Origin of the sequence: Streptomyces sp. NPDC051133 (assembly GCF_040682635.1) — a bacterium.
Taxonomy (GTDB): Bacteria; Actinomycetota; Actinomycetes; order Streptomycetales; family Streptomycetaceae; genus Streptomyces.
In genome coordinates this window covers 67,672-88,558 of sequence record NZ_JBFBBK010000027.1, presented here as the reverse complement: position 1 = coordinate 88,558, position 20,887 = coordinate 67,672, and the positions used below count along the sequence as shown (strand labels likewise).

Genomic DNA, 20,887 nt, shown 5'->3' with positions numbered 1-20,887 from the left:
CCTGCCCGACCGGGCGCCGGTCCGCGCGGGCGGGCTTCTGCCGGGCCGGCCGCCTGCTCGGGCTTCCTGGCCCGGCGTTCATCCGTCCCCCTCGGCTCCACAGTGACCGCTTCCCGGCTGTGCGCCCCTCGCCGTGCCGTCGTCGGCGCCGGCCGCACGCGTGCGCGTGGCGCCCCGGCCCCTGGTTCCGGGCCGCGAGGGTTCGGCGGCGGACGATCGGGGGTGGGAGCCCGTCGGACGCCGTCGTCCGGCCGCCGCGCGGGCGCTGCGGACACCGTCGCCGGGGTCGGCGGACCGGACGCGGTGCCGACGCCGGGTGACCTTCCCGGCGTCCGTCTCAGCCCTCTCTTCGGCACCCGGTTCACCGACCTGATGATCCGTCCCCTCGATCGCTCCCGGCGTCGCCACCGGTGATGCAGCGGGCTCGGTCAGGGTCGTTCCCGGCGCCGGGTCGGAGTGCCCGGCGTGCTCCGGCGATGTCCGCTCCGTGCGTTCCGCGCGCAGGCAACGTCGGATCGATTCGGGGTCCAGTCCTTCGTTGCACGCCTGGTGCAGCAGACGCGCGAAGAGGTAGTCGGGATCGGCGCCCAGCGCCATGGCCAGCGCCTCTCGGGCCTCCAGCTCGTCACCCGTCGACCAGGCGACCCAACCGGCCAGGGTCAGCGGTGCGGCGGCGTGCTCCCCGTAGGGCCCGACGCAGCGGCGGGCCAGGGCGCGCCAGAGCCGGAGCGCCGGGCCTGCCTCGTCGCCCTCCATCCACGCGGCTGCCCGGTCACGGGTCGTGCGGTCCTGGAGGCCGAGGATCAGTGTCGCCGCCTCGTCGTTTCCGAGCAGGTCGTCGTCGCGCAGGTCGGCCGGATGCGTGCCGGACACGGGCGCTGCCACGGCGAAGCGGCGGATGACCCGCTCGGCCAGGTCGAGGGTCTCCTCCGCCACGTCCGCCCGGATCGCCTCGTCCAGCATCCGGGGCACCAGGGACATGCCGGCCGCGTCGAGCACGATCTCCTGCTCCAGGGCCGCGCTGGTCTCCCAGGGTTGCAGCCTGGCACGCAACTCCCTGAGGGTGCCGCGCACCTGGATGCCGGCGTAGGTGGCCGCGGCGGCCAGTACGGAGGTGCCGGGAAGGCCCATCGGCGAGCCGTCGGCGGGGCAGCAGCCCTTGATCGGACAGCAGTACGACCAGTAGCGGCCGCCGGAGATGCACAGCGCCTCGATGACCGGCACGTCGAGGTCGCCGCACCGGGTGCGCAGCAGGTCGGCCAGCCGCTCGAGTCGTCGCTTGACGTCCCGGCCCGACTCTCCCGGGCCGGGTTCCTGGCAGATGTAGGCCACCATCTGCTCGGGCCGGGTGCCGCGCCGCTCGCTGCCGGTCACCAGACCGTGGACCAGCTGGTGTGCGGCCGCGTCCCAGTCCTCCTCGTTCTCGGGGATGCCGAGCCGGGCCCGGCCGCCGAACCTGCCCCGGCCTTCGCGGTCGTGGAGGGCGACCAGCACCATGCTGTCCTCCGGGCGGTAACCGAGCAGGTAGGGCAGGGCGTCGGCCAGTTCGGCCGGGGTGCGCAGGGTGACCTGCGGGTCGTGCGCGGACGGTCCGGATGACGGCTTCCGCCCCGGGATGTCGCTGTTCTCGAACGGTCCGGTGGTTTCGCTGTGATTCGTCATGCGCCGACGATCTCGCGGATCTCGAGAGTCCGCTTGAGCCTGTGGATAAGTCGAATCAGGGACACGACAAGATCGCCGTGGTTGTCCACAGCTTCGGGCCGGGCCGGCCCGCTTGTCGGTCCCGTCCTGTTGTATGGGAGGCATGGAGCACACGAGCAACGCGGATCTCCGGGCCCAGGCCGACGCCGTCCTCGCCCGGCTCGTCGGGGATGCCACGGGCGCGGCCCGGCTGCGCGAGGACCAGTGGCGGGCGATCGAGGCGCTGGTGGCCGACCGCCGCCGGGCCCTGGTCGTGCAGCGGACCGGCTGGGGCAAGTCCGCGGTGTACTTCGTGGCGACGTCACTGCTGCGGGCCGGCGGAAGCGGCCCCACGGTGATCGTCTCGCCCCTGCTCGCGCTCATGCGCAACCAGGTGGAGGCCGCCGCCCGGGCCGGGATCCACGCCCGCACCATCAATTCCGCCAACACCGAGGAGTGGGAGGCGGTCCAGGCCGAGATCGCGGCAGGTGAGGTCGATGTCCTGCTGGTCAGCCCGGAGCGTCTGAACAACCCGGACTTCCGCGACCAGGTCCTGCCCAAGCTGTCGGCGGCCACCGGGCTGCTGGTCGTGGACGAGGCCCACTGCATCTCCGACTGGGGCCACGACTTCCGGCCGGACTACCGGCGGCTGCGCACCATGCTGGCCGACCTCCCGCCCGGTGTCCCCGTGCTGGCCACCACCGCCACGGCGAACGCCCGGGTGACCGCTGACGTCGCCGAACAGCTCGGCACCGGCGGCGCCTCGGACGCCCTGGTGCTGCGCGGACCGTTGGACCGGGAGAGCCTGAGCCTCGGCGTGCTGCGCCTGCCGGACGCCGCGCACCGGATGGCCTGGCTCGCCGACCACCTCGACGAGCTGCCGGGCTCCGGCATCGTCTACACGCTGACCGTCGCCGCCGCCGAGGAGGTCACCGCGTTCCTGCGGCAGCGTGGGCACACGGTCGCCTCGTACACGGGCAAGACGGAGAACGCCGAGCGGCAGCAGGCCGAGGAGGACCTGCTCGGCAACCGGGTCAAGGCGCTGGTAGCCACGTCGGCGCTCGGTATGGGCTTCGACAAGCCCGACCTCGGGTTCGTGGTCCACCTCGGCTCACCCTCCTCCCCCATCGCCTACTACCAGCAGGTCGGCCGGGCCGGCCGCGGTGTGGAGCACGCCGAGGTGCTGCTGCTGCCGGGCAGGGAGGACGAGGCGATCTGGCAGTACTTCGCGTCGCTCGCCTTTCCCTCCGAGGAGCTGGTCCGGCGCACCCTGGACGTCCTCGCCCGTGCGGACGGGCCGCTTTCGCTGCCGGCGCTGGAGCCACGTGTGGAACTGCGCCGTTCCCGGCTGGAGACGATGCTGAAGGTCCTCGACGTGGACGGGGCGGTGCACCGCGTCAAGGGGGGCTGGATCGCGACCGGACAGCCATGGTCGTACGACGCCGAGCGCTACGACTGGGTCGCCCGGCAGCGGACGGCGGAACAGGAGGCGATGCGCGCCTACGCGTCCACCACCGAGTGCCGCATGGAGTTCCTGCAGCGCCAGCTGGACGACGAGGGAGCCAAACCCTGCGGCCGGTGCGACAACTGCGCGGGTCCGCGCTTCACCGCCGACACGTCCGCCACTGCGGTGGACGCCGCGCGGAGCGACCTGGGCCGTGCCGGGGTCGAGGTGGAGCCCCGGCGCATGTGGCCGACCGGCCTGCCGGCCATCGGCATCGATCTCAAGGGGCGCATCCCGGCCGGTGAGCAGGCCTCGCCGGGCCGCGCTCTCGGGCGCCTTTCGGACATCGGCTGGGGCAATCGGCTCCGTCCGCTCTTCGCGCCCCAGGCGCCGGACGCGCCGGTGGCGGACGACGTGGCGCGAGCCGTGGTCGACGTGCTGGCCGACTGGGCCAAGGGGCCCGGCGGCTGGGCTTCCGGGGCGCCCGACGCTCCGCCCCGGCCTGTGGGTGTGGTCACCGTCGCCTCACGCTCCCGGCCTCGGCTGATCGAGTCGCTGGGCGCGCGGATCGCCGAGATCGGCCGGCTGCCCCTGCTCGGCTCCGTGGACCACGCCGGGGACGTGCCCCGGCTGCCGCGCAGCAACAGCGCGCAGCGGCTGAAGGGCCTCGACGGTGTGCTGTCGGTGCCGCCCGCCCTCGTCTCGGCCCTCGCCGACGCCCGCGGACCGGTGCTGCTGGTCGACGACTTCACGGAGACGGGCTGGACGCTCGCGGTCGCGGCACGCCTGCTCAGGAAGTCCGGGGCCCAGGGGGTGTTGCCGCTGGTCCTCGCCGTCCAGGGCTGACCGGGTCGCGGTTCACCGGGCGGCCGTACACGCCCTGACGGGGCCCAGGCGTCAGCAGTCGAACCTTTGGGTAGGGATATAAGCCTCACACCGCCAGATAAGAGTCGGTGGCCCCAATTGCTCGTTGCCGCAGCCAAGTTCGACAGGAAGAATTGAGGTCCGCTCCCCGCACGGCTCGTCCGTGATCCGGTAGGGCTTCGCTGCGGTGCGCGCTCCCCCGAATCCGACCTCGCCCGCAGTATGGGCGCGTAGCCGAAGGGAGGAACGTGACCTTCGGATTCGCCTCGTCGTCGGCGGCATCGTTGTCGACCTCCGTGTCCGCCGCTTCCGCCAGTCGCCTGCTCGAGCCGGCCGAGTGGGCTGCCGCCGGAATCCCTCTGCTGCGCAGCCCTCGTGAGGTCGTCAGCGGGCTCCATACGCGCCATCGCCCCGAGCCGGCGACGGCGGTCGTGGCGGTGCTCGATCCGGAGGAGCGGCTGTGCGCCAGCGCCTCCTTCACGCGGCGTCCGGCCCCGGCCGACGGCTGGATGTTCCGCAACGCGCTGCTGTCCCAGCTGCGCCGGATCATCCCGCACGACTTGCGCCGCCGTACGCCCGTGCGCACGGCCGTACTGCTCTACTGCCGTGAGGGCGACGGGCGTTGGACCGAGGAGGACGGCGCCTGGATGTGGGGCCTGCGCGACGCCTGCACCCTGCACGGGCTGCGGTGCGGGGCGTACATCACGCTGACCCATGAGGGCTGGCAGGTCCTCGGCGAGGGACGCGGTGGACGCCGTCCGAACGCTCACTCGGAGCCGGAGTCATTCGCCATGGCGGAGGCCCCGCCGCGCGCACCGCGCACCGGCGGCCCGGTCTCCGAGGTCCTGCGCCGCGCCGCGGCCCGCTGAAGAACGGCACCGGCCTGGCCGCACGCCCGCCGTCCGGGGCCGCCCGTCAGCACGGGATGGGCGGCGATTTCCGGTGGCGGCCCGACCGGGACGCCATGCGCGGCAACCGGCGCCGAACAGCCGAGGGGCCGGCACCCGCTCATCGCGCTACGAACCACCGCGCGGCAGAACCGGCGGACCGCCGCCGCCCCCAGTCACCGCAGGAGCACCGCATCCCGGCACGGCGGGGTACGGCTGTGCGGGGCGTGGGCCGCGAGCCGGCCCGGCGTGGACGGCCACGGCGGACTGGGGCCCGCCCGGCCTGAACGCTCTGTCCTGCGTGCGCGGGGAGAGCCGCGCCATCAGCGCAACGGCCCCGCACCCTCGTGGCCCCCGCATGTCGTCCGGGCATGCCGAAGGGCACACCGTGCGGACGACCGCGGGAGCGGCTGCCACTTCACGCCGGTGCCCCGAGGGGCCGGGATCGGCTCAGACCCCGGCGCCCAGCACCGAGTTGATCTGCTGCGGGTCGCCGCAGACGATCAACAGGGCACCGGCCCGTGCGTGGGCCAGCGGGAGGGCGGCGACCGCGGCGGAGGCGGGGCCTCCGTTCACGGCCACGACGACCACGGGGCGGGATCCGGCGCGAGCGGCGGCGGCACCGTCGGCGTAGAAGACGTCGTCCCCGGCGTCGTGCTGCGCCCAATAGGCCGCTTCGCCGAAGGACAGCTCATGCTCCGCCCACGGGTGCTGGGCACCGGTGGTGAGCACGAGCACGTCGCCGGGGGCACGGCCCGAGTCCAGGAGCAGGTCCACCGCCTCTTCGGCGGCGTCCAGCGCACCCTCGGCCGAGGCCGGGATCAGCTGGATCTGCGGGGTCGCCGCTGCGGCGACGGAAGCGGTCGGGCCGGACGGGCCCGACTTGGCCGGAGCCACGTCACGCGGCGTGCGCTGCACCGGCGCCGTGGGCCGCGGGGGGCCGGGACGACCAGGGCGGGCCGGAGCCGCGGGGCGGGGGCCGGGTACGGGGCGGGGGGTCGGCGCGGTACGGCCGCTGGCCGGAGTGACGCGGGGACCCTGGGCACTCTCGTGAATCTGAGGCTCCTCGGGAATGAGAGGCATGAGCTGATTTTTATCAAACGTTGGTGCGGCGCGGATGACCGGGTGGCACATCAGTGCGAGCGGAACCGTCAGAAATCGAAGCCGAGCTGACCCTCGATTTCCGGAACGCTTCCTTCCGTCCAGCTGCGGACCTTCTTGAGGTGCCGCCACTGAGGCAACGCATCAAGATACGCCCACGACAAGCGGTGGTGCGGGGTGGGCCCCCACTCCTCCAATGCGGCCTTGTGCACGGGGGACGGATACCCGGCGTTGTCCGCAAATCCGAAGTCTGCATGGTCGATACCCAGTTCGGCCATCATTTTGTCGCGCTGAACCTTGGCGATCACCGACGCGGCGGCGACGGCCACACACGATCGATCGCCCTTGATCACCGTGCGCACCGCCCAGGGGGCGCCGAGATAGTCGTGCTTTCCGTCGAGGATGACGGCGTCGGGGCGGACCGGAAGCGCGTCCAGGGCGCGAGCCGCGGCGAGCCGCAGCGCGGCCGTCATCCCCAAATCGTCGATCTCCTCGGGGGAAGCATGCCCCAGCGCATGGCACGTCACCCACGCATGCAGAATCTCGGCCAGTTCCGTACGCCGCTTGATCGTCAGCAGCTTGGAGTCGGTCAGCCCCTGCGGGGGCCGGCGGAGTCCGGTGATCGCGGCACAGACGGTGACGGGTCCGGCCCAGGCGCCGCGCCCCACCTCGTCGATACCGGCAATGACCTTCGCTCCGGTCGTGGCGCGCAAGGAGCGCTCGACGGTGTGTGTAGGCGGTTCGTACGGCATGGCGCCCTTAGCCTACGCCGCCGGGATCGCCCGGCGACACCCCGGTCTCCCGGCCCTCGGCAAGATCGCCGGCGCGAGGAATCAAGCCGCGTGCGGACGTAGCAGCGGGACCATCAACTGGTCGATCATCTCCTCGAGATCCTCATCGCTCCATTCGCTCAAGCACATCTTCGAGCGGTACATCATCATGGCCGGGACGGCATCGAAGACATACCCGTTCGCCGCGTCCGGCCGGACATCTCCGCGCTCTATACCCCGCATGATGACCTCGCGGAGCAGCTGGACGGTCGGTTCCACCACTCCTCCGACGATCACGCTCTGGAAGCGCTCGGCCTGCACCTGATCGCATTCGTGAATGACAGCGCGGAGCGCGAGGCCGGGTGGTGAGTACATGATCCGCCGGACCTGCCGACACAGGGCGAGGAGGTCCTCGCGAACGCTCCCGAGGTCCGGAGCCGTCTCCATCCGAGGCAGGCCCGTCACCAGGGCGTCCGCGACGAGGTCCTCCTTGCGGGGCCATCGGCGGTACACCGCGGCCTTGCCGGTCTGAGCACCGGCCGCGACGCCTTCCATGGTCAGCCCCTTCCAGCCGACCGCGCCGAGCTGCTCCAGGGCGGCGTCCAGGATCGCTCGTTCCAGCACCGCACCGCGCCGACGGGGGGACACCGGCCGCGCAGAGGCGGCGGACCAGCGCGAGGTAACCATGAGCGTTTCTCCAACATGCAAAGGAAGCGGGGATTCCGGGGCGGGGAGCGCCGCGCGGCAGCAACAGGGGGACGCCGAGCAGCACACGAGATTAAGTGAACGCTTGCGTTCACTGTTGGGGACTCACTACCGTGGACGCGACAGTGAACGCGAGCGTTCACTAATGCCTTTATGGGGGACCCATAGTGACGACCTCTCAGCTGCTCCAGGACCAGAAACCGGGCGTGGCCCGCCGGGAGGGGCATCCCGGCATCGCACTCACCGTCATCGCGGCCTGCCAACTCATGGTGGTACTCGACGCGACGATTGTGAACATCGCGCTCCCGCACATTCAAGACGCGCTCAAGTTCAGCACGACCGACCTCACATGGGTGGTGAGCGCCTACACCCTCACCTTCGGCGGTCTGCTGCTGCTCGGAGCGCGGGCCGGTGACATCCTCGGCCGCCGCCGGGTGTTCATGGCCGGCATCCTGCTCTTCACCTTCGCTTCGCTGCTGGGCGGTCTGGCCCAGGAACCCTGGCAGCTGCTCGCCGCGCGCTCCCTGCAGGGCATAGGCGGCGCGATCGCGTCGCCCACATCGCTGGCGCTGATCACCACGACCTTCCCCGAAGGCCCGGAACGCAACCGGGCCTTCGGCGTGTTCGCCTCCGTCTCCGCGGGCGGAGGGGCCATCGGCCTGCTCGCGGGCGGCATGCTCACCGACTGGCTGGACTGGCGGTGGGTGCTGTTCGTCAATGTGCCCATCGGCATACTGATCGCCTCGCTCGCGCCGCTGTACATCAACGAGTCCCCGCGGCACCCGGGACGCTTCGACATCACCGGCGCGCTGACCTCGACGGCGGGCATGGCCTCGCTCGTGTACGGCTTCATCCGCGCCGCGGAGAACGGCTGGCGGGACAGGCTCACCCTCGGCTCGTTCGTCGCCGCCGTGGTGCTGCTGCTCGCCTTCGTCTTCACCGAGATGCGGGCGAAAGAGCCGATCACCCCGCTGAAGATGTTCGCCGACCGCAATCGCTGGGGCACATACGTGATCATGCTGAGTCTGGCCGCGGCCATGTTCGGCATGTTCTTCTACATCGTGCTGTTCGTGCAGGACGTGCTCGGCTACAGCGCCATCAAGGCCGGCCTGGCCTTCCTCCCGGTGACCGTCGCCATCGCGGTGGGCGCGGGCCTGTCCCAGCGCTTCCTGCCGGCACTGGGTCCCAAGCCGTTCATGATGGCCGGCACCGCGCTCGTGGCGATCGGCCTGGTCTGGCAGGCGTTCATCCGGCCGGACAGCTCCTACCTCGGTGGAGTGCTCGGGCCGATGCTGGTGTTCGGGTTCGGCATGGGCCTGAACTTCGTGACGGCCACCGTCACGGCGGTCTCCGGTGTCGCCCAGCACGAGGCGGGCGCGGCTTCCGGGCTGCTCAACGCCATGCAGCAGGTGGGTGGTTCGCTGGGCCTGTCCATCCTGACGACCGTCTTCGGCTCGGCCGGCAAGGACGAGATGAAGAAGCAGTTGCCGAAGTTCCTCGCCGATGCCTCGCCCGAACAGAAGGCCCAGTTCGCCAAGACGCATCAGCTGCCCGCACCGTGGGGCCACGAGGTGCTCGCCCACGGCATCTCCACCGCCTTCGTGCCGGCCGCCGCGATGGCCGGACTGGCGTTCCTCACCGCCTGGCTGGTGATCCGGGTCCGCAAGAGCGACCTCGATTCCCTCGCCGGCGTGGCGGGGCCGGGCATGGGCTGAGCCACCGCGAGCCGCGCAGAGCCGCGGCCGACCGGACCGCCACCCAGCCGCTGACGGCGCACACGGCGGCCCGATCGGCCGCACCGCGGCCACCGGCACCGCCGACAGCAGAGCCGGCACCAGCAGCAGAACCAGCACCGGAATCAACGGCCCAAGCACCGCGGGCGCCATCGAACCGGGCATCATGGCTCACCCCCTTCGTCCCCCTCCGCACCTCACCGCCGGCCTGACATCCTTCGGCCTGACACCGAACAACGCGGCACAGGCGGATACGGGAAGAACGGGCCGCGGTCACGGAGAGTTCCCGGCAGGCACAGAGAGTTTTCAGCATCTGTCCCCGAGGGTCACGCAGGGTGAACGCTCACGGACGCCCGGCCGGGCAAGCCACGCCGCTCGGCACCCTCACGCCCCCGAGGGGACCCAGTCCGGCAGGGCCTCGGTCCGCTCCACCCATGTGGCGGGCGGTGCCCCCGCCTTGCCGGATGCGAGCACGCCGCCCATGATCGCGCAGGTCGTGTCCATGTCCCCGCCCGCCTGCGCGGTGGTCCAGAAGGCCGTCTCATAGTCGCCGAGGCTCCGGGCCGCGGACCAGAGGGCGAAGGGCACGGTGTCATGGGCCGTCGTACGGCGCCCGCATCCGAGAACCGCCGCGACCGTGGCCGCGTCGCCGTAGTCGAGCATGTCACGGGCCCGGCGCAGCCCCTGGCCGACCGCGCTCTTGGGCACCAGCGCGATGACGCCGTCCAGGAGCGCCTCGGGGCCGGGCGGCCCGTCGGGCGAGCCGGCCAGCGCCGCCGCGGCGGCCACCGCCATGGCGCCGACCACGGCCTCCCGGTGCTGGTGGGTGGGATAGGCGGAGATCTCCGCCTGGTGGGTCGCCTGCTCCGGATCGTCCGCGTACCAGGCACCCAGGGGCGCGATCCGCATCGCCGCTCCGTTGCCCCAGGAGCCCCGGCCGTCGAAGAGCCCGGCGGCCAGCTCACGCCAGTCCTGGCCCTCCCGGACGAGCCGCAGCAACCGGTTGACCGCGGGTCCGTAACCCCGGTCGAAGTCGTGGTGCTCGGCGAAGGAGCGGGCGAGCGCGTCCTGGTCGATGCGGTGGTGAGCGGCGAGCACCGCGACCACGGAGCCGGCCATCTCGGTGTCGTCCGTCCACTGCCAGGGTCCCGCGGGCAGCTCGCGCCGCTTCAGCAGGGGGTAGTTCGCCGGAACGAAGAACTGGGAGCCCAGGGCGTCCCCGACGGCCAGTCCGCGCAGGCTGGCCAGGGTGCGCTCCAGGCGCCCGAGAGAAGAGGAGTCAGCGGTCATCGCTCTGTCACTTTATCCGTTGACCCAGTTCGGCACCGGCTTGCGCCAGCGCTCGAAGGGCCGGTCGAGTGTGTACTTGCCGTCCTCACCGAGGACGAGCATCCGCATCTCACCGTTCCCGGGATTCGACAGGGACTCGAATTCCGCGACCGTCCAGTGGAACCAGCGCATGCAGAACAGCCGCATGGCCAGCCCGTGCGTGACCAGGAGCACGTTCGGGGGATGGTCGGGGGCCTCGAAACTGCGGAACAGGCTCTCCAGGAAGCCGCCGACCCGGTCGTACACGTCGGCGCCGGACTCCCCCTGCGGGAAGCGGAAGAAGAAGTGGCCGTACGCGTCACGGTAGGCCTTCTGCAGGCGCACGTCGTCGCGGTCCTGCCAGTTTCCCCAGTCCTGCTCGCGCAGCCGGGGCTCCTCCCGGACGCGTATGAGGTCGGGGTCGAGGTGGAAGGCGTGGAGCGTCTCATGGGTACGGCGGTACGGGGAGACGTACACGCTCACGCGTTCGCGGCCGAAGAGCTCCCGGACCTGTTCGCCGGTCTCCTCGGCCTGCCGCCGGCCCCGCTCGGTCAGCGCGAGAGCGTGGTCGGGCTCGCGCTCGTACACGGAGTCGTCGACGTTGCCCGTTGACTCGCCGTGCCGGACAAGGACGATGCGCCGTGGTCGTGCCATGCCAAAACCCTAGATCCAGCCGGGCGAAGTCGAGCACTCGTAGGGGCCTCATACGGCGTACGTCACACGAATCCGACGCCCGGGACAGTTCGTGAGCACGGTCTGCGGCACTCTCGTTGGTTTCGCGCACCCTCCGCACATCCACGACCCGTGGGTTTGATTTTCAAACCCGTTTCGCGTCACCCCGTGAGACCTCAGACCGTCCAGGACGGTTCAAGATCCACGATGTCGCCCGAGAGCGCCGCGACGTCCGCCTCGGTCTGGGCTCGCAGGGCGAGGCGTTCCACCCGTTCGGTGCGGTACTTGCCGTGCTCGGCCGCCGACCGCCACATCGACAGCACCAGGAACTCCTGCGCGGGCGCTTCGGCGAACATCCCGCGGATCATGCCGGGGGAACCGGCCATCGCGGGGTTCCAGACCTTCTCCTGCATGAGCGTGAAGTGTTCGACGCGCTCCTCGTGGATCCGGCAGAGGGCCACCCGGATCAGATCGGCGTCGGTGAAGCGCGGCTCGAAGCCCGTCTTCACGTCGAAGCGGTATTCGAAGAGTTTGACCTGGGCGTCCTTGAACGTGCCGGACTGGGCGGCCGCCAGGCGGTCGTGCGAGCGGGCCATGAAGGAGTCGTAGAAGGCACGGTTCTCCCAGAAGGCGAATATGTGCGCCCTCCCCGGCCGCTGCCGGCTCCAGCCCCCGCCCTGTCCGCGAAAACCCGGCTCTCCCGGAAGCCCCGCCCATTTCCGCTGCCCCCGCTCGAACCCGCGGCGGTCCACCACGGTGCAGCGAATCCACTTGACCAGCACCGCGCCATCGTAAGGCCACCGGGCGTGGCGTCGGTCACGCTCCGGCGGAGATCGCCCGCGCGTGCGCCCCCGCGCGCGTGGCACGATGGACAAGGAGCCCTGACTCCGGGCGAGTTGGGGACCGTGGTTCCTACAAGGGGGGAAGGGGAAGCCTGGTGACCGGCTTCAGCAAGGGGATCCGCAAGGTCGAGGTCGCGCTCAAGTGGGACCCCAGCCCGGCGGGGCAGCCGCCGACGGATCTGGACATCGTCGCCGCTACCTTCGTCTCGGCCGACGCGTACGGCACTCCGGCCTATCTGGTGCACTTCGACAGCCGCTCGCCGGACGGCACGATCTTCCTGAACCGGGACAGCACCGACGGCAGGGGTTTCGGCTGGGACGAGGTCATGACACTCGAACTCGACCGCCTCGACGGCCGGTACGCGCGCGTGGTGGTGGGTGTCGTCATCCAGCAGCGAGCCGCGCACAAGGCGTTCGTCGACGTGCTGAATCCGGCCATGCGGATCAGGGAGGGCTATACCGTGCTCGCCGAGGACGACTTCGGCTCCGTCCTCGGGGCCACGGCGGCGACGATCGCCGAGTTCGTCCGGGACGAATCCGGGGAGTGGGCGTTCCGCCCCGGTGTGCACGGCTTCGACGAGGACCCCGCGGACTTCCCACGGGTCATGGGCAGAGCCCGATAGCGGTAAGGGGCGCCGGCCCATGGCCGGCGCCCCTTACTTCAGCAACCGTGTGTCATCAGCTGCAGCCGCTGGTCGAGCCGCAGCCCTCGCAGATGTAGCAGGAGCCGGCCCGCTGCATCTTCGTACCGCAGGAGAAGCACAGCGGGGCGTCGGCCTGGATGCCCAGCTGCATCTCCACCAGCTCCGCGCTGGTGTGCGCCTGCTTCGGGGCGGGCTTGGCCACCTCGGCCTCGGCCTTCGGCATGGCGACCGCCTTCAGTTCCTGCGCACGCGGCGCCGACTGGGCCAGGCCCTCGACGTCGACCTCGTCGTCGGAGGGCTCGTAGGAACCGGTCTCCAGGTGACGCTGACGCTCCTCGGCGGAGTGGATGCCGAGCGCGGAGCGGGTCTCGAAGGGCAGGAAGTCCAGCGCCAGGCGGCGGAAGATGTAGTCGACGATCGACTGCGCCATCCGCACGTCCGGGTCGTCCGTCATGCCGGCCGGCTCGAAGCGCATGTTGGTGAACTTCGAGACGTACGTCTCCAGCGGCACGCCGTACTGCAGACCGACGGAGACCGCGATGGAGAAGGCGTCCATCATGCCCGCGAGCGTCGAGCCCTGCTTGGACATCTTCAGGAAGACCTCGCCGAGACCGTCGTCCGGGTAGGAGTTGGCGGTCATGTAGCCCTCGGCGCCACCGACCGTGAAGGAGGTGGTGATCCCCGGACGGCCCTTGGGGAGGCGCTTGCGGACCGGGCGGTACTCGATGACCTTCTCGACCGTCTCGCGGATGGCCGCCTCGGTCTTCTCCGTGACCTCGGCCTTCTCCTTCTCCTTGGTCTTGGCGGAGAGCGGCTGGCCGACCTTGCAGTTGTCGCGGTAGATGGCCAGCGCCTTGACGCCCAGCTTCCAGGCCTCGAAGTAGATCTCCTCGACCTCCTCGACGGTCGCCGTCTCCGGCATGTTGACCGTCTTGGAGATGGCGCCGGAGATCCACGGCTGGATCGCGGCCATCATGCGGACGTGGCCCATCGGGGAGATGGCACGCTCGCCCATGGCGCAGTCGAAGACCTCGTAGTGCTCGTGCTTGAGACCGGGGGCGTCGATCACATTGCCGTGCTCGGCGATGTGGGCGACGATCGCCTCGATCTGCTCCTCCTGGTAGCCCAGGCGGCGCAGGGCCTGCGGCACGGTGCCGTTGACGATCTGCATCGAGCCGCCGCCGACGAGCTTCTTGAACTTCACCAGCGCGAGGTCCGGCTCGACACCGGTGGTGTCGCAGGACATCGCGAGACCGATGGTGCCGGTCGGGGCGAGGACGGACGCCTGGGAGTTACGGAAACCGTTCTTCTCGCCGAGACGGACGACGTCCTGCCAGGCCTCCGTGGCGGCGGCCCAGACCGGGGTGTCCAGGTCGTCCATGCGGACGGCCGTGCCGTTGGCGTCGGCGTGCTGCTTCATGACGCGGTTGTGGGCGTCGGCGTTGCGGGCGTAGCCGTCGTAGGTGCCGACGACCGCGGCCAGCTCGGCGGAGCGGCGGTAGGCCGTGCCCGTCATCAGGGAGGTGATGGCGCCGGCGAGGGCGCGGCCGCCGTCCGAGTCGTACGCGTGGCCGGTGGCCATCAGCAGGGCTCCGAGGTTGGCGTAGCCGATGCCGAGCTGGCGGAACGCGCGCGTGTTCTCGCCGATCTTCTGGGTCGGGAAGTCCGCGAAGCAGATCGAGATGTCCATCGCGGTGATGACCAGCTCGACGACCTTCTGGAAGCGCTCCGTCTCGAAGGACTGGCTGCCCTTGCCGTCGTCCTTCAGGAACTTCATCAGGTTCAGCGAGGCCAGGTTGCAGGACGTGTTGTCCAGGTGCATGTACTCGCTGCACGGGTTCGACGCGGTGATCCGGCCGGACTCGGGGCAGGTGTGCCAGTGGTTGATGGTGTCGTCGTACTGGATGCCGGGGTCGGCGCAGGCCCAGGCGGCCTCGGCGATCTTGCGGAACAGCGCCTTGGCGTCGACCTCCTCGATGACCTCGCCGGTCATCCGGGCGCGCAGGCCGAACCGACCGCCGCCGTCGACCGCCGTCATGAACTCGTCGTTCACACGGACCGAGTTGTTGGCGTTCTGGTACTGGACGGACGCGATGTCGTCGCCGCCCAGGTCCATGTCGAAGCCCGCGTCGCGCAGGACGCGGATCTTCTCCTCTTCCTTGACCTTGGTCTCGATGAAGTCCTCGATGTCGGGGTGGTCGACGTCGAGCACGACCATCTTGGCGGCGCGGCGGGTGGCACCACCGGACTTGATGGTGCCGGCGGAGGCGTCGGCGCCACGCATGAAGGAGACGGGACCGGAGGCGTTGCCGCCGGAGGAGAGCAGCTCCTTGGAGGAGCGGATGCGGGAGAGGTTCAGGCCGGCGCCGGAGCCGCCCTTGAAGATCATGCCCTCTTCCTTGTACCAGTCGAGGATCGACTCCATGGAGTCGTCGACGGACAGGATGAAGCAGGCGGAGACCTGCTGGGGCTGCGGGGTCCCGACGTTGAACCAGACGGGGCTGTTGAAGCTGAAGATCTGGTGCAGGAGGGCATACGCCAGCTCGTGCTCGAAGATCTCGGCGTCGGCGGGCGAGGCGAAGTACTTGTAGTCCTCACCGGCCTTCCGGTACGTCTTCACGATGCGGTCGATCAGCTGCTTCAGGCCGGTCTCGCGCTGCGGGGTGCCGACGGCACCGCGGAAGTACTTGCTGGTGACGATGTTGACCGCGTTCACCGACCAGAAGTCGGGGAACTCGACGCCGCGCTGCTCGAAGTTGACCGAGCCGTCGCGCCAGTTGGTCATGACGACGTCACGGCGCTCCCACGAGACCTCGTCGTACGGATGTACGCCGGGGGTGGTGTGGATGCGCTCGATGTGCAGTCCCTTGTTGCCCGTCTTGCCGCCCTTGGCTCGGGAACCTCGTGCCGGACCGCTCGCCGTCTCTGTCATGCCGCCTCCCTATACGGGCAAAAAACGCCCTGAAGTGCCCCGTTTGTTCCCGTGGCACGGTGTTGTGTCGTGTGTTGCGGGCACCCTCAGCTGCCACCCGCAACAGGTCTTCGGTCGCCGCCTGCCGGCCGGAACCCGGGGCTCCTCCCGGTTTCCGGCCCGCCGGTCAGTCGGCGGCGTGGGCGGGCACGGGAACCTGGGAGGTTCCGTCCGGCCCGCGATCGTCTTCCTGGCTCCCCGTGCCCGCGCCTTCCTCGTCCACGGCGCGGCCTCGCGTCGCCTCCCTCAGTTCCGCGATGGCGGCCTCGAAATCCTCGAGCGAGTCGAACGCCCGGTAGACGGAGGCGAACCGCAGATAGGCCACGAGGTCGAGCTCCTGCAACGGGCCGAGTATGGCCAGCCCCACGTCGTGAGTGGTCAGCTCGGCGCTTCCGGTGGCCCGCACCGCCTCCTCGACCCGCTGGCCGAGCTGGGCGAGCGCGTCCTCGGTGACAGGCCGTCCCTGGCATGCCTTGCGCACACCGTTGATGATCTTGGTGCGGCTGAACGGTTCGGTGACGCCGGACCGCTTGACCACCATGAGCGAGCACGTCTCCACGGTCGTGAAACGACGGGAGCAGTCAGGGCACTGGCGGCGCCGGCGGATCGACGTGCCGTCGTCGGTCGTACGACTGTCGACCACGCGGCTGTCGGGGTGCCTGCAGAAGGGGCAGTGCATGATCTCCAACCCTCCTCACAGCAGACTCAAAAGCCTCGTCAGACCCCATGGGTCCCGCGAAGCAGCCCTAAGCATAGGCGATCGCGGAGTCGACTCCGACCGGGGGGACCACAACTTGTGGGCTGCTGTAGCCATCCAACCACTACATGTGGGGATTGGCTCATACACCGAGGCAGACTCGCGTGTCGCAGTGCGACGACACGCCACAGGCACCTTCCACGGCCGTCCGGGACACGCGGACGCACAGCCGTATCGCTGTGGCACTTACGGAGATACCGTGGGCGCGGCACGGAGGACGCGTAGGACTCCGGCACAGAAGGGGCCCGAGTCACGGAGGAACGGGTTCCGGATGGCACACTGGGCCGCAGCCCACGAGGCGAGCCACCCCGGCGGTGAAGGGTACAACAATGGGCGCTTTTGTCCGCCAGGTGTCGCGTTAGCCATACACCCAGACGCATGATCACGTCAGGTGAAACGCACTTTTTCACTCGAACGTGTGTTTGGCGCAACCTTTCGAAAGCAACTACCGTTGTCCAGCAGGGAGACCATCGAGAGGGGCCGACGTGACCACCACCGCAGACAGTGCCACCATCACTGCCCAGGACCGCTCCCAGGGCCGAGTCGAGCCGGTACATGCGATGAACGAAGCCGCGAATCCCGAGGGGCACAAGCGCTCCCTGCCGGGCCGACCTCCAGGGATCCGGGCGGACAGCTCGGGACTCACCGACCGGCAGCGCCGGGTGATCGAGGTCATCAGGGATTCCGTCCAGCGGCGCGGCTACCCGCCGTCCATGCGCGAGATCGGCCAGGCCGTCGGCCTCTCCAGCACGTCCTCGGTCGCACACCAGCTGATGGCACTGGAGCGTAAGGGCTTCCTGCGCCGGGATCCGCACCGTCCGCGTGCGTACGAGGTGCGCGGCTCCGACCAGGCCGTGACGGTGCAGCCCACGGACACCGCCGGCAAGCCCGCCGCGTCGTACGTCCCGCTGGTCGGCCGTATCGCCGCCGGTGGCCCCATCCTCGCGGAGGAGTCCGTCGAGGACGTCTTCCCCCTCCCCCGCCAGCTGGTCGGCGACGGCGAACTGTTCGTCCTGAAGGTCGTCGGCGACTCCATGATCGAGGCGGCGATCTGCGACGGCGACTGGGTCACCGTCCGCCGCCAGCCGGTCGCCGAGAACGGCGACATCGTCGCGGCCATGCTCGACGGCGAAGCCACCGTCAAGCGCTTCAAGCGCGAGGACGGCCACGTCTGGCTCCTCCCGCACAACGCGGCCTACGAGCCGATCCCCGGTGACGACGCGACCATCCTCGGCAAGGTCGTCGCCGTGCTGCGCCGCGTGTGACGTCCGCGGCGGGCGGGCCGGCCGGCTCGCTCCCTGACCGGGCCCCGGAACCCCTGCGCCGGTTCCGGGGCCCTGCATGTTCCACTCCGTGCTCGGCCTCGGCCCTTCCCGCCCGGGCGCCCTGACCTACCGGCGCGCTCCCTCGTTCGGGCGGGAAGGGTTCTCCCGGCCGTCCGGAAGGGCTCTACCGGGCTTCCGCCTGCTTCGCCGCCGCGTCGATCGCCGCGAGCGACTTACGGATCTGGCTACGGTCCGTGGTGTACCAGAAGTCCGGCATCGAGGACTTCAGGAAGCCGCCGTACCGCGCGGTGGCCAGGCGCTGGTCCAGTACGGCGACCACGCCCCGGTCCCCCGACGCGCGGATGAGACGGCCGGCGCCCTGCGCCATCAGCAGGGCCGCGTGCGTCGCGGCCACCGCCATGAAGCCGTTGCCGCCCGCCTCCTCCGTCGCCTTCTGCCGGGCGCTCATCAGCGGATCGTCGGGGCGGGGGAACGGAATCTTGTCCATGACCACCAGCTGGCAGCTGGGGCCGGGGACGTCGACGCCCTGCCAGAGGGAGAGCGTGCCGAAGAGGCAGGTCTTCGGATCGGCGGCGAAGTTCTTGATCAGTTCACCGAGTGTCTCCTCGCCCTGGAGCAGGATCGGGAACTCCGGGATCCGGGCACGCAGCTCCTCCGCCGCGAGCTGGGCCGCCCGCATGGACGAGAACAGCCCGAGGGTGCGACCGCCCGCCGCCTGGATCAGCTCGGTCAGTTCGTCCAGCATGTCGGCGCGCTCGCCGTCACGCGCGGGACGCGCCAGATGCTTGGCGACGTACAGGATGCCCTGCTTGCGGTAGTCGAAGGGTGAGCCCACGTCGACGCCCTTCCACGCCGGCAGGTCGTCGCCCTCGGCTCCCTCGGGACCGAGCCCGAGGGAACCGCCGACCCCGTTGAAGTCGCCGCCCAGCTTGAGGGTCGCGGAGGTGAGGACGACGCTGCGGTCCGCGAAGAGCTTCTCCCGCAACAGCCCCGAGACCGACATGGGAGCGATCCGCAGCGAGGCGCCGAAGCGGTCGTGGCGCTCGTACCAGACGACGTCCCACTCCGAGCCGTTCAGGACCCGCTCCGCCACGTCGTGCACCGTCTCCACGGACGCCAGCGCCTGCTTGCGTACCGCGTCCTCGTCCTGCACCGACTTGTCGCGCGTCGCGCCGATCGCGGAGATGACCGTACGGGCGGCGTCCCTGAGCGCCATCAGGGCGTAGCCGAGATCCTCCGGAATCTCCTCCAGCCGGCCCGGCAGCGCCAGCTCCATCAGCCGTTCGAAGCCCTCGGCGGCTGTCTGGAGCTGGTCCGCGGCCTTCTCGTTGACGAGCTTGGCCGCACGCCGCACGGCGCGGTTCACCTGGCCGGGCGTGAGCTCGCCCGTGGCCACGCCGGTGACGCGGGAGACGAGCTCGTGCGCCTCGTCCACGATGAGCACCTCGTGCTGGGGCAGCACCGGGGCGCCCTCGATGGCGTCGATGGCGAGCAGCGCGTGGTTCGTCACCACGACCTCGGCGAGCTTGGCGCGCTCGCGCGCCATCTCCGCGAAGCACTCGGCCCCGTACGCGCACTTCGACGCGCCGAGGCACTCCCGTGACGACACCGACACCTGCGCCCACGCGCGGTCCGAGACGCCCGGGGTGAGGTCGTCCCGGTCGCCGGTCTCGGTCTCGTCCGACCAGTCGCGCAGCCGCAGGAGGTCCTGGCCCAGCTTGCTGGTCGGTGCGGCGGCCTCGAACTGGTCGAAGAGGCCGTCCTCCTCGTCCTGCGGTACGCCCTCGTGCAGACGGTGCAGACAGAGGTAGTTCGACCGGCCCTTCAGCATCGCGAACTCCGGGCGACGGCGCAGCAGCGGGTGCAGGGAGTCGACCGTGCGCGGCAGGTCACGCTCCACGAGCTGGCGCTGGAGGGCGAGGGTGGCCGTCGCGACGACCACCCTTTCCCCGTGCGCGAGCGCGGGCACCAGGTAGCCGAGAGACTTTCCGGTGCCGGTACCGGCCTGGACCAGCAGGTGGGATCCGTCGTCGATCGCCTCGGCGACCGCTTCGGCCATGGTCACCTGGCCAGGGCGCTCCGTGCCGCCGACGGCTGTGACAGCGGCATGCAGGAGTTCGGGGAGTGAGGGCTTCGTCATAGCCCGACCACCCTACGGCCCGGCACTGACAAACGGGCGATCAAGGCGGTGACGTGGGACGGGATGACAAGCGGGACCACGAGCGGGATCACGGCCGGGCTCCTGGGTGGGGGCGGTGGAAGCGGGAGGACTACGGGGGCCGGGGGCCAGGGGGGCGGGCGCGGGAACGGGAAGGGGCAGGTGGACGACCGAGTGGGAACCGGATCGACTCGGGCGGCGCACCCCATGTGAAGCTGTCGTCACTCGGCGCTACGGCGCATCGCGCGGGACTCGGTCCCGCACCATGAGGGCGGCCCGCTTGCCGGGCAGGTCGATCTCGGCCGCGAGACGGAAGCCGGCACTCCGAAAGGCCGCGACGGAGGAGGTGTTGCGGAGGTCGGGTTCCGCTACGACACGTGCGCACGCGGGACGCCGGTCGAGGATGAGGTCGCTCACGGCTCCGAGCAGGGCGGTCCCCAGCCCGCGGCCCCGGTCCGCGGCGTCGCCGACGAGGAGGTGGATCCCGGTGTCGTGCGGACGGGCCGGATAGCGGCGGGCCAGGGGATCCAGGTCCGCCCGGTAGATCTCCCAGTAGCTCATGGGGGTGCCGTCCAGGACTCCGAGGCACGGCACGCTGCGTCCGTCACCGTGGAGCTGGGCCCGGAGATGCTCCTCCGTCCGGTTCGGGGGCCCGGCCAGCTCCCAGAATTCCGCGACGGCGGGGTCGTTCATCCAGCGGTGGACGAGCGGCAGGTCGGTTTCGAGGCGTACGGGCACGAGCTGGAAGGAGCCGGCCGGGGTGACGACCGGGCCCCAGGTGGGGAGCCGGTCGAGGAGGTAGTCCGTTCCCCCGGCGAAGAGGGCGACGAACTCCGAGGGCAGGTGGAGGTCCAGCGTGTCCTCGCTGTCGGCGTCGTCGTCCTCGACGGCGAAGTGGCTGAACAGGGCGTCCGGCATGCCCGCGCTGCCCGTTCGGGTGCCGGTGCGGCTCAGTGGGGCGGCGGTGGGACCGGAGCCGGCGCTCGCGTCGGTGGGAGGCACGGTGCGCTCCTCTCGGAAGACGTGGTGGGTCATGTTCCTCGGAAGTGCGGGAGGTCGGTGGGA

16 protein-coding genes are annotated in these 20,887 nt (G+C 70.7%); 5 read left to right on the top strand and 11 right to left on the bottom strand.

Annotated elements, in window-relative coordinates; all coding sequences use genetic code 11:
- Positions 1–78 precede the first annotated feature (78 nt).
- Entirely contained in the window at positions 79–1,662 is a 1,584-nt protein-coding gene (locus tag AB0N17_RS26570; RefSeq protein WP_366014007.1) for a DUF4192 domain-containing protein, read from the bottom strand.
- Positions 1,663–1,804: 142 nt separating this feature from the next.
- On the opposite strand from AB0N17_RS26570, the gene AB0N17_RS26565 reads away from it, so the two are divergent.
- Together AB0N17_RS26565 and AB0N17_RS26560 are read left to right on the top strand one after the other, a co-directional pair.
- Positions 1,805–3,970 carry a RecQ family ATP-dependent DNA helicase gene (locus AB0N17_RS26565; protein WP_366014006.1) on the top strand — a complete coding sequence of 722 codons (2,166 nt, stop codon included), beginning with the start codon at positions 1,805–1,807 and terminating at the stop codon, positions 3,968–3,970.
- Between the two features lie 266 nt (positions 3,971–4,236).
- Positions 4,237–4,857, top strand: a complete 621-nt coding sequence (locus AB0N17_RS26560; RefSeq protein WP_366014005.1) for a hypothetical protein — start codon at positions 4,237–4,239, stop codon at positions 4,855–4,857.
- 468 nt (positions 4,858–5,325) lie between these two features.
- Here the strand turns inward: AB0N17_RS26560 and AB0N17_RS26555 are convergent, their stop codons facing one another.
- From AB0N17_RS26555 to AB0N17_RS26545, 3 genes are all read right to left on the bottom strand, one after another.
- On the bottom strand, positions 5,326–5,958 hold the full coding sequence (locus tag AB0N17_RS26555) for a hypothetical protein (RefSeq protein WP_366014004.1): 633 nt from the start codon (positions 5,956–5,958) through the stop codon (positions 5,326–5,328).
- 68 nt (positions 5,959–6,026) lie between these two features.
- The gene (locus AB0N17_RS26550) at positions 6,027–6,728 is read right to left on the bottom strand and encodes a ribonuclease HII (RefSeq protein WP_366014003.1); all 702 of its coding nucleotides are present in this window, start codon (positions 6,726–6,728) and stop codon (positions 6,027–6,029) included.
- An 81-nt stretch (positions 6,729–6,809) separates the two neighbouring features.
- The gene (locus AB0N17_RS26545) at positions 6,810–7,433 is read right to left on the bottom strand and encodes a TetR/AcrR family transcriptional regulator (RefSeq protein WP_366014002.1); all 624 of its coding nucleotides are present in this window, start codon (positions 7,431–7,433) and stop codon (positions 6,810–6,812) included.
- 185 nt (positions 7,434–7,618) lie between these two features.
- Between AB0N17_RS26545 and AB0N17_RS26540 the strand changes: the two genes are divergently transcribed.
- Positions 7,619–9,166 (top strand): MFS transporter, encoded by a 1,548-nt coding sequence (locus AB0N17_RS26540; RefSeq protein ID WP_366014001.1) that lies wholly within the window; start codon positions 7,619–7,621, stop codon positions 9,164–9,166.
- A 402-nt stretch (positions 9,167–9,568) separates the two neighbouring features.
- On the opposite strand, the gene AB0N17_RS26535 is transcribed toward AB0N17_RS26540, so the two are convergent.
- The 3 genes from AB0N17_RS26535 to AB0N17_RS26525 all read right to left on the bottom strand — a co-directional run bounded on the left by AB0N17_RS26535 (position 9,569) and on the right by AB0N17_RS26525 (position 11,946).
- On the bottom strand, positions 9,569–10,474 hold the full coding sequence (locus AB0N17_RS26535; protein WP_366014000.1) for an ADP-ribosylglycohydrolase family protein: 906 nt from the start codon (positions 10,472–10,474) through the stop codon (positions 9,569–9,571).
- Between the two features lie 12 nt (positions 10,475–10,486).
- Positions 10,487–11,146, bottom strand: coding sequence for a phosphoglycerate mutase family protein (locus AB0N17_RS26530; RefSeq protein WP_366013999.1), 660 nt, complete (start codon positions 11,144–11,146; stop codon positions 10,487–10,489).
- Between the two features lie 194 nt (positions 11,147–11,340).
- A complete protein-coding gene (locus AB0N17_RS26525; RefSeq protein WP_366013997.1) occupies positions 11,341–11,946 on the bottom strand; it encodes a YdbC family protein in 606 nt (201 codons plus the stop codon).
- 77 nt (positions 11,947–12,023) lie between these two features.
- Between AB0N17_RS26525 and AB0N17_RS26520 the strand changes: the two genes are divergently transcribed.
- Positions 12,024–12,629, top strand: coding sequence for a TerD family protein (locus tag AB0N17_RS26520; protein ID WP_366013996.1), 606 nt, complete (start codon positions 12,024–12,026; stop codon positions 12,627–12,629).
- Positions 12,630–12,684: 55 nt separating this feature from the next.
- On the opposite strand, the gene AB0N17_RS26515 is transcribed toward AB0N17_RS26520, so the two are convergent.
- Entirely contained in the window at positions 12,685–15,582 is a 2,898-nt protein-coding gene (locus AB0N17_RS26515; protein ID WP_366013995.1) for a vitamin B12-dependent ribonucleotide reductase, read from the bottom strand.
- 166 nt (positions 15,583–15,748) lie between these two features.
- Positions 15,749–16,300, bottom strand: coding sequence for a transcriptional regulator NrdR (gene nrdR, locus AB0N17_RS26510; protein ID WP_366013994.1), 552 nt, complete (start codon positions 16,298–16,300; stop codon positions 15,749–15,751).
- A 563-nt stretch (positions 16,301–16,863) separates the two neighbouring features.
- Between nrdR and lexA the strand changes: the two genes are divergently transcribed.
- The gene (lexA, locus tag AB0N17_RS26505; RefSeq protein WP_366013993.1) at positions 16,864–17,643 is read left to right on the top strand and encodes a transcriptional repressor LexA; all 780 of its coding nucleotides are present in this window, start codon (positions 16,864–16,866) and stop codon (positions 17,641–17,643) included.
- Between the two features lie 184 nt (positions 17,644–17,827).
- On the opposite strand, the gene AB0N17_RS26500 is transcribed toward lexA, so the two are convergent.
- Together AB0N17_RS26500 and AB0N17_RS26495 are read right to left on the bottom strand one after the other, a co-directional pair.
- Complete coding sequence (locus tag AB0N17_RS26500) at positions 17,828–19,804, bottom strand: ATP-dependent DNA helicase (protein WP_366013992.1); 1,977 nt, start codon at positions 19,802–19,804, stop codon at positions 17,828–17,830.
- A 249-nt stretch (positions 19,805–20,053) separates the two neighbouring features.
- Positions 20,054–20,824, bottom strand: a complete 771-nt coding sequence (locus AB0N17_RS26495) for a GNAT family N-acetyltransferase (protein ID WP_366013991.1) — start codon at positions 20,822–20,824, stop codon at positions 20,054–20,056.
- Positions 20,825–20,887 lie beyond the last annotated feature (63 nt).

Excerpts from the sequence above, each read along its gene's own strand:
- AB0N17_RS26570 (WP_366014007.1), bottom strand. The coding sequence starts at position 1,662 with ATGACGAATCACAGCGAAACCACCGGACCGTTCGAGAACAGCGACATC.
- AB0N17_RS26545 (WP_366014002.1), bottom strand. The coding sequence starts at position 7,433 with ATGGTTACCTCGCGCTGGTCCGCCGCCTCTGCGCGGCCGGTGTCCCCC.
- AB0N17_RS26565 (WP_366014006.1), top strand. The coding sequence starts at position 1,805 with ATGGAGCACACGAGCAACGCGGATCTCCGGGCCCAGGCCGACGCCGTC.
- AB0N17_RS26530 (WP_366013999.1), bottom strand. The coding sequence starts at position 11,146 with ATGGCACGACCACGGCGCATCGTCCTTGTCCGGCACGGCGAGTCAACG.
- AB0N17_RS26550 (WP_366014003.1), bottom strand. The coding sequence starts at position 6,728 with ATGCCGTACGAACCGCCTACACACACCGTCGAGCGCTCCTTGCGCGCC.
- AB0N17_RS26555 (WP_366014004.1), bottom strand. The coding sequence starts at position 5,958 with ATGCCTCTCATTCCCGAGGAGCCTCAGATTCACGAGAGTGCCCAGGGT.
- AB0N17_RS26500 (WP_366013992.1), bottom strand. The coding sequence starts at position 19,804 with ATGACGAAGCCCTCACTCCCCGAACTCCTGCATGCCGCTGTCACAGCC.
- nrdR (WP_366013994.1), bottom strand. The coding sequence starts at position 16,300 with ATGCACTGCCCCTTCTGCAGGCACCCCGACAGCCGCGTGGTCGACAGT.
- AB0N17_RS26515 (WP_366013995.1), bottom strand. The coding sequence starts at position 15,582 with ATGACAGAGACGGCGAGCGGTCCGGCACGAGGTTCCCGAGCCAAGGGC.
- AB0N17_RS26535 (WP_366014000.1), bottom strand. The coding sequence starts at position 10,474 with ATGACCGCTGACTCCTCTTCTCTCGGGCGCCTGGAGCGCACCCTGGCC.